The following is a 7,213-nucleotide window of genomic DNA, read 5'->3' as shown; positions in this document are numbered from 1 at the left end:
AAACCCTTTAAACAAAAATGACCGAGTAAGGGAACACCTATACTCAGTCATTTCTTTAAATCTCATTAAAAAATTGAGGCTTTTTCAGTGCCCTCGCGATCGCAGTGCCTTTTTTTTTGTTCGTTAGGATGATTATATGCCGGTTAATTATATTTTTTTGTGCAGTTGCTCGTAAAGATCGATGACCTTCTTCTGCAACTCAATCACTTCCGATTCGCGAAGCTGTAACTTCTTGTTCAGCTCGTTAATCTCGTCCTGTATCTGTCTTTCCTCTTCTGAGTCGGTAGTAGAAAGCAACTGCACCAACGACAGCCCAAATAATTTCGAAATCTGATTCAGACGGGATAAATTAACATCGGTAATTCCAGTTTCGATTTTAGAGAATGCCGGGATCGAGATGTCCAAGCGTTTGGCGACATCCTCCTGACTCCACCCTTTTTGATGTCTTAGTAGACGAATTTTTTTTCCTAATGCGTTCATAGATAAATTGTTTTTCTTATTCCAAAAGTAATAAAAAAAATACTAAAGAAAAAATCATTAAAAAAAGAATTAATAATTTTTAAAGAACTTATCAGAAAAGCTTACAACATTAATGCTATTGTGATTAGGCGACACCATAAATAACAAATTGAATCCCAACGATTTAAATTGCTCCAAGTATATTTCAAGGGCGTCTACGCTCGACAAAAACGTAAAATTGTCGTGATTAAATACATGTTTAATATCGTGCTCTAAATTACCTATTAATATATTTTTATCTTTGATCGCCTCCTTATTCACTAGAACAACAGCATAATCGGATTCGTCCATCGAGCCCCTGTACTGATCAAGAAAATTTTTATCGACAACATCATAAGGATTTAACTCCATAATCGTAACCAACCCCTGTTCGGGAAACTGTTCTTTAACCGCATGGATACTTGTCCGCAATTTATAGGGCGAAAACATGAAATCCTGATAGACGACACTTTCGTTATCGCTGGCAACAAACTCCAGATAACGGATAGAACTCTTAAAATCTTTGATAGCCTCGTAAAAGTCGGCACGCTTGACGCCCAGCCATTCGCAGAGCGTATATGCTCCTGCTATATTCGAAAGGTTCAGTTTACCAAAGACCTGTAACGGGATACGCTCTTCACCCTGATGCAGGTAAGTAACGCCTTTATTAATGGAATACTCGGGCAATTTATACCCGTGTCGATTTATTTTACAGTCGGATGTATCCTCTACAATCTCCCGCAAACTCGTGTTATCCTTATTATAAATGAGTGTTCCTTTGGTCGTGATGGTATCGATAAACGTCTCAAACTGTCTGAAATACTCCTCTTTTGATATGTTGGTGCGGCTCTCATTCCATTCCACACCGCTTATCAGCGCTATATGGGGATGAAAAAGGTGAAATTTCGATCGATGATCTATCGGAGAAGCATAGTATTCGTCGCCCTCCAATAGGATCAGTTTGTTATTGGGCGTCAACTTGACCAGCGAATCGAACCCCTGCAGCTGAGCCCCCACCAGATAGTCGAAGTCTTTTCCCAGCTTTTTCAGGACATGCATCACCATGCTCATGATAGTTGTTTTTCCGTACGTACCGGCAACGACCACCCTTGTCTTATGTACGCTCTGTTCGTAGATAAACTCCGGAAAAGAATAGATCTTTAGATTGAGCTCCTGCGCCTTCAACAGTTCAGGATTTTTAACATCGGCATGCATTCCCAAAATAACGGCATCAATATCTTCCGTGATACTTTCCGGAAACCAGCCTAACGCCGCCGGCAACAACCCATTTTTTTTCAGTCTAGATTTCGAAGGCTCGACGATCTGGTCGTCAGAACCGCTCACCTGATGTCCTTGTTCTGCCAACGAAATCGCCAGGTTGTGCATAACTGCTCCTCCGATGGCAATAAAATGAATGCGCATATCTAACCGAGTTTTGTAAACTTAGCCGAACACCACTTGTCCAGCACTTTTTTCCCCTCAAAAGCAAAACCTACCTCTGTGGCTTTTTCTGTCAGAAGTACCAGGTCCTCACCGTCATAAAACCCGCTTATGTAGAGCTCTCCTCCCTTTTTGGTACTGAGGCTATACTGTTCTAACTGGTCCATCAAGATATTTCTGTTGATGTTGGCAAGGATCGTATCGAATATTCGCCCAGCCAGCACCTCCTTTGAACCCAGGGCCGCGGTAATCTGATCCACACTATTCAGGACCTTATTTTCCTCAACGCTGGCTACGCATACTTCGTCATAATCTACGGCCAGCACGTTTGCCGCACCGCGCTTCCTTGCCAGCAAAGCTAATATTCCCGTCCCGCATCCCATGTCTAACACATCCTTCCCTTCAAAATCATTCTCCAAAATGTACGAGAGCATCATAGATGTTGTCTGGTGATGCCCTGTACCGAAAGACATCTTTGGATCGATGATGATCTCATACAGCATATGAGGCCTCGGTTCATGAAACGTGGCCCTTACATAACAAACATCGTCCACCGTAATGGGCTGAAAGTTGCTTTCCCATAACTTGTTCCAATTTTGATCTTCCAGATCCTGAACCTCATACGAGACAGCAAACCCTTCCGTATTATTTAATAACACGGTTTCTAAAGCCTGTATATCAAGGTTCGCCGTCGGAATATACGCGGCGAAACCCTGATCTACATCCTCGAACGTATCATACCCTATGTCAGCCAACTCAGCAATGAGCAGGTCTTTCTGCCAATCTGCCATCGTAGCCGACGTAAATGTAACGGACGAATACCTCATTATTATGCGTTAAAAACTTTTACAATATCGACAAAGTCGCGCGATTTTAGCGATGCCCCACCGATCAAGCCACCATCGATATCGGGCTGCGAAAAGAGTTCTTTTGCATTGCCCGGATTAGCGCTACCGCCGTACAGGATAGTGGTATCGGCGGCAATCTGTTCACCATATTTACCAGCGATCGTATCGCGGATAAAAGCGTGCACTTCCTGCGCCTGCTCCGGCGTAGCGGTCAGCCCTGTTCCTATGGCCCACACCGGCTCATAAGCTAACACAATATTGGTAAAGTCTTCGCCCGACAGGTGAAAAACACCTTTTTCCAGCTGTGACTTGATAACATCAAAAAAGCGTCCGCTTTCACGTTCCTCTTTCGTTTCACCAATGCAGAAGATAGGCGACAAACCGTGTTTCAACGCAGCTTCAACTTTCTGAGCAAGCAGTTCGTCTGTTTCTCCGAAGTACGCTCTTCGTTCTGAGTGCCCCAATATCACATATGCAGCGCCTGTAGATTTCACCTGTGTTGCTGAAATTTCCCCTGTATATGCTCCGGACTCTGCCTGATGGATATTCTGCGCACCCACCGCAACGTTCTTTACCGAACCGGCAAGTTTACCCACGCTGGACAAGTGGATAGCAGGCGTACAAACAATTACTTCCTGATTACCGACAACTTCGTCCTTTACCATATTAACAATTTCAGAGAACAGGCTTACACCTTTCTCGTAATCCAAGTTCATTTTCCAGTTTCCTGCTACAATGTTTTTACGCATAATTGTATTTTTTTATTTGGTTGATTTAATTTCTTCGTTGTGCCGCGCCGTAATACGGTAGACGTCAGCTAATATATCAATGTCTGCTTCGCGCAGGCGTTCATTACGCAACATAGCTCTCGCCCTTAACATAGCCCTGAATTTCTCCCAGTTGTACCGTTCTCGCTTTTGATCCGTTAACCACGAAAAATCCGCCACAAATTTGGGAATAATATTTGACATTGCCACCTGGGCACCCACCCCGACTACACACCCTGTCGTTATCGATGAGTTAATACCGCACATAGAGAAGTCACCCATAAACGTTCCCACTTTGTGCGCACCCGTATGACGCCACTCCCGCAGGTGATAGTCATAAATATCTACCGTTCCCCAGTTGTTCTGTAAATTGGAATTGCTACTTCCTGCGCCAATATTACACCCTTCCCCTATTACGGCACACCCTAAGTAGCCATCGTGGCCCTTTGCGCAATCGCCCCACATGACCGTATTGTTCACTTCCCCTCCCACTGTTGCTTTTGGACCTATCGTTACATTCGGGTATAACCTACTTCCCATTTTAACTCTTGCCCCCTTCCCGATAGCTATTGGGCCCTTCAGCAACGCTCCCTCTTCCAGCACGGCACCTTTCCCGATATAAATTGGCCCTCCAAGCGTATTGAATGTACAACAGCGGGCTTCCACATCTTCCTCGGCAAAAAGCAAATCGCCAATAACCGTATTGGAAGTGTCCAGTACGGCAGACTCCCGCCCTTCCGTCAGAAGATGATAGTCAAAACGTAACTGAGCTGCATTTTTTAAAAAGATATCTTCCAGGTAACGCACCTGCTCCACCTCTCCCTGAAAGCCAACAACTTCCAGCTGTGGCACGATCGTGTCGTCATGCCATTTGTTTACCTTATAAGCCAGCCAGTCTTCTCCCTGTTTTAATACGCAGCCTTCTTTTAAATCAACAAGAGCCTGCACCAAAGCTACAGATGGGCAGAGGTTCGCGCGGAGCACCAAAAAAAGAGACCCCGAACCGGGTGGAACAAATTTTCTCTGCAGATAGGTCTCTGTGTAAAAGGTAACCGGGGATTGCATGAGGAGCTGCCATTTTTCGTGGAATGTAAGTATACCTACCCGAAGGTCGCCTACTGGCCGTGTATACACCAAAGGCAGTAAATGCTCTCGCCAACTAGCGCGATCATATAAGACAACTTCCAACATAGCTGGGGCTAAAATTACATAAAAAAATCCCGATAAGAGAACTTACCGGGACAAAGTTGGTTTTAGCAGTTATGAACTTACTTTTTGTTATAACGGCTACGGAATTTGTCGATACGTCCAGCGGTATCAACCAATTTCATTTTTCCTGTATAGAATGGGTGTGATGTATGGGAAATTTCTAATTTCACTAATGGATATTCATTACCATCCTCCCAAGTAATAGTCTCTTTTGTATCTACACATGATTTAGTTAAGAAAGCGTAGTCGTTAGACATATCTTTGAAAACAACTAATCTGTAGTTTGATGGATGCAAATCTTTTTTCATTTTATCTTATGATTACGTATATTCAACAATCGAGGTGCAAAGATAATTTATATTTTCAAAAAAAACAAAACAATAATTATCCACATATTTTTTTTATGCACAGCGGCGTGCCCCCTGACACACAAAGATATACATAATTAAACGTTACGCACCGTCAACACCATTGAAAAACACGCTTTTTTTCCTACTTTTGCAGTCTTATTTAGCATATTATAATATTAACAATGAGCACTGTATTATCCGAACAGGAACAACAACGCCGGTTAAATCTTCAGGCCCTTATAGATTTGGGAATCAACCCTTATCCAGCTGACGAGTTTAAAGTCAATGTTTCTGCTGCAGACATTTTAGCGAACTACGAAAGAGATAAACTAAACTATAAAAACATCCGTTTTGCCGGACGTATCATGAGCCGCCGGGTGATGGGCAGCGCTTCGTTTATGGAGCTTCAGGATTCCTCGGGACGTATCCAGGCCTATGTTAAGCGGGATGATCTTTGTCCCGGCGACGATAAAACACTCTATAATACAGTATTCAAGAAACTGCTCGACATCGGTGACATCGTAGGTGTAGATGGCTTTGTTTTCACAACACAGACAGGCGAGATCTCCATTCATGTGGAAAAGCTCACTATACTGACCAAATCACTGCGTCCGTTGCCCATTGTCAAGGAAGCCGATGGAAAAACGTTCGACGCTTTCACAGATCCGGAACAGCGGTATCGTATGCGCTATGTTGATCTTATCGTCAACCCACAGAATCGCGACATCTTCCTTAAACGCACCCGACTGTTCAACGCTATGCGGGAATTTTTTAACAATGCGGGTTACATGGAGGTGGAGACGCCGGTTTTGCAATCCATCCCGGGAGGTGCCGCAGCCCGTCCGTTTGTCACCCATCACAACGCACTGGATATCCCATTGTATCTGCGCATCGCCAATGAACTCTATTTGAAACGTCTTATCGTCGGTGGTTTTGACGGGGTCTATGAGTTTTCCAAAAACTTCCGTAACGAAGGAATGGACAGAACGCATAATCCAGAGTTCACGGCCATGGAAATTTATGTAGCTTACAAAGACTACAACTGGATGATGGACTTTACCGAACGTTTGCTGGAACACTGTGCGCTCGCAGTCAACGGTACGACAAAAGCTAGGTTCGGCGAGCATGAAATTGATTTCAAAGCGCCTTATCCCCGGGTAACGATGGCACAGGCGATCCTCGATTTCACCGGATTTGACATCCTCGGTAAATCAGAAGACGAAATACGTGAAGCCGCAAAGTCAATGGGTATCGCCGTCAACGATACGATGGGTAAAGGTAAATTAATCGATGAGATATTCGGAGAGAAATGCGAGGGCAATTATATACAACCAACGTTTATAACGGACTATCCTATTGAGATGTCGCCACTGACCAAGAAGCACCGCGACAACCCGCAGCTGACGGAACGCTTCGAACTGATGGTGTGTGGAAAAGAAATTGCCAATGCTTATTCTGAGTTGAATGACCCTATCGACCAGCGGGAGCGTTTCGAGGAACAATTACGCCTATCAGAAAAAGGAGACGACGAGGCTATGTTCATTGATCAGGATTTTCTGCGCGCCTTGGAATATGGTATGCCCCCAACCTCAGGACTTGGTATTGGAATGGACCGGCTTACGATGTTCTTAACAAATAACGCATCTATCCAGGAGGTACTTTTCTTCCCGCAGATGCGTCCGGAAAAAGTTGCCAAGGTGGCCTCAGAGAGCGACTATGTCGCACTGGGTATTCCGGCCTTGTGGGTCCCTGTCTTGCAAAAAATGGGCTTTACCACAATCGAGGCTTTGAAAGAGGCTAATCCGAACAAGGTCTTTAACGACCTCGGGGGCATGCGTAAGAAAATGAAACTCGATATAGCCATGCCTACCAAAGACGAAGTACTGGCCTGGTTTAATTAATGTTCAAAAACAAAAAAAGCGGTCAACGAAAGGAGGGCACTGAAAAAGCCTCAATTTTTTAATGAGATTTAAAGAAATGACTGAGTATAGGTGTTCCCTTACTCAGTCATTTTTGTTTAAAGGGTTTCTGGAAGTTTGTTTTTTAATTGTTTTACTGAGGGTTTATTCGGGTAGGACTCTATATATGAGTTTTGAGCGTC

The 7,213-nt window shown here is 44.0% G+C and carries 7 protein-coding genes; 1 reads left to right on the top strand and 6 read right to left on the bottom strand.

Annotation, left to right across the window (positions count from 1 at the left end; all coding sequences use genetic code 11):
• Positions 1 to 147: 147 nt before the first annotated feature.
• From BC792_RS18145 to BC792_RS18120, 6 genes are all read right to left on the bottom strand, one after another.
• A complete protein-coding gene (locus BC792_RS18145; RefSeq protein ID WP_148910435.1) occupies positions 148 to 480 on the bottom strand; it encodes a helix-turn-helix domain-containing protein in 333 nt (110 codons plus the stop codon).
• Between the two features lie 69 nt (positions 481 to 549).
• The gene (locus BC792_RS18140; RefSeq protein ID WP_148910434.1) at positions 550 to 1,920 is read right to left on the bottom strand and encodes a Mur ligase domain-containing protein; all 1,371 of its coding nucleotides are present in this window, start codon (positions 1,918 to 1,920) and stop codon (positions 550 to 552) included.
• Between the two features lie 2 nt (positions 1,921 to 1,922).
• Positions 1,923 to 2,765: a 50S ribosomal protein L11 methyltransferase gene (gene prmA / locus BC792_RS18135; RefSeq protein WP_148910433.1), complete on the bottom strand. Its 843-nt coding sequence runs from the start codon at positions 2,763 to 2,765 to the stop codon at positions 1,923 to 1,925.
• A 2-nt stretch (positions 2,766 to 2,767) separates the two neighbouring features.
• Entirely contained in the window at positions 2,768 to 3,535 is a 768-nt protein-coding gene (tpiA, locus tag BC792_RS18130; protein WP_148910432.1) for a triose-phosphate isomerase, read from the bottom strand.
• A gap of 12 nt (positions 3,536 to 3,547) precedes the next feature.
• Positions 3,548 to 4,744: a putative sugar nucleotidyl transferase gene (locus BC792_RS18125; protein ID WP_148910431.1), complete on the bottom strand. Its 1,197-nt coding sequence runs from the start codon at positions 4,742 to 4,744 to the stop codon at positions 3,548 to 3,550.
• A 77-nt stretch (positions 4,745 to 4,821) separates the two neighbouring features.
• A complete protein-coding gene (locus tag BC792_RS18120; RefSeq protein WP_090973296.1) occupies positions 4,822 to 5,070 on the bottom strand; it encodes a type B 50S ribosomal protein L31 in 249 nt (82 codons plus the stop codon).
• 224 nt (positions 5,071 to 5,294) lie between these two features.
• On the opposite strand from BC792_RS18120, the gene lysS reads away from it, so the two are divergent.
• Positions 5,295 to 7,013 carry a lysine--tRNA ligase gene (gene lysS / locus BC792_RS18115; RefSeq protein ID WP_148910430.1) on the top strand — a complete coding sequence of 573 codons (1,719 nt, stop codon included), beginning with the start codon at positions 5,295 to 5,297 and terminating at the stop codon, positions 7,011 to 7,013.
• The last annotated feature ends 200 nt before the right edge of the window (positions 7,014 to 7,213 follow it).

This window comes from Sphingobacterium allocomposti (genome assembly GCF_008124885.1).
GTDB lineage: Bacteria > Bacteroidota > Bacteroidia > Sphingobacteriales > Sphingobacteriaceae > Sphingobacterium > Sphingobacterium allocomposti.
Note: the sequence above shows the minus strand (reverse complement) of the source record. Positions and strands in the feature narration are given on the sequence as shown.